Source organism: Pseudoalteromonas sp. MMG013 (genome assembly GCF_018100885.1).
GTDB classification, from domain to species: Bacteria; Pseudomonadota; Gammaproteobacteria; order Enterobacterales; family Alteromonadaceae; genus Pseudoalteromonas; species Pseudoalteromonas aurantia.
The window spans coordinates 1-469 of record NZ_JAGJEE010000116.1 but is presented as its reverse complement, the minus strand read 5'-3'; the positions used below and the strand labels follow the sequence as shown (position 1 = coordinate 469).

Below are 469 nucleotides of genomic sequence, written 5' to 3'. Positions count from 1 at the left end.
TTCTGTTGCGGCAAATAAATTGGTGGGTAACCAAGCCAGTTTCCGTTGGGGCAATGTGGCAGCGTCAGCGTTATCAGCTTATGCAGGTTCAGAGCTTGGTATAGGTAATGCGGATAGCTTGTCAGGGGGAGTGACAACAGGTAACATTGCGTTCGATACATTTGGCGGGGTGGCAAACAGTGCACTGGGTTATGGTGCAGATAAGCTGTTTGGCAATCAAGCGAGCTTTAATTTTGGCAATGTTGCAACGGATGCGTTTGGCAATGCATTGGGGAATTACATTGTTGGGGAGTTGAGTCACGAATCAAGACTCTCAAAAGCGGACCAAAATAAAATAACTCAAGGTGCGCAAAAGCTATCACAAAGTGTGGGTGAGAATGTAGGTGGTTTGTTATCAGAGGCCAATACACAATCGACTAAATCACTTACCACGACGATGCAGGGTGTTGATGATTCAACCAACAGAATG

1 protein-coding gene is annotated in these 469 nt (G+C 45.8%); it reads left to right on the top strand.

Annotation, left to right across the window (positions count from 1 at the left end; translation table 11 throughout):
- Positions 1-469, top strand: a 469-nt coding sequence (locus tag J8L98_RS24600) for a hypothetical protein (RefSeq protein ID WP_210998684.1), incomplete at both ends; no start/stop codon positions are given.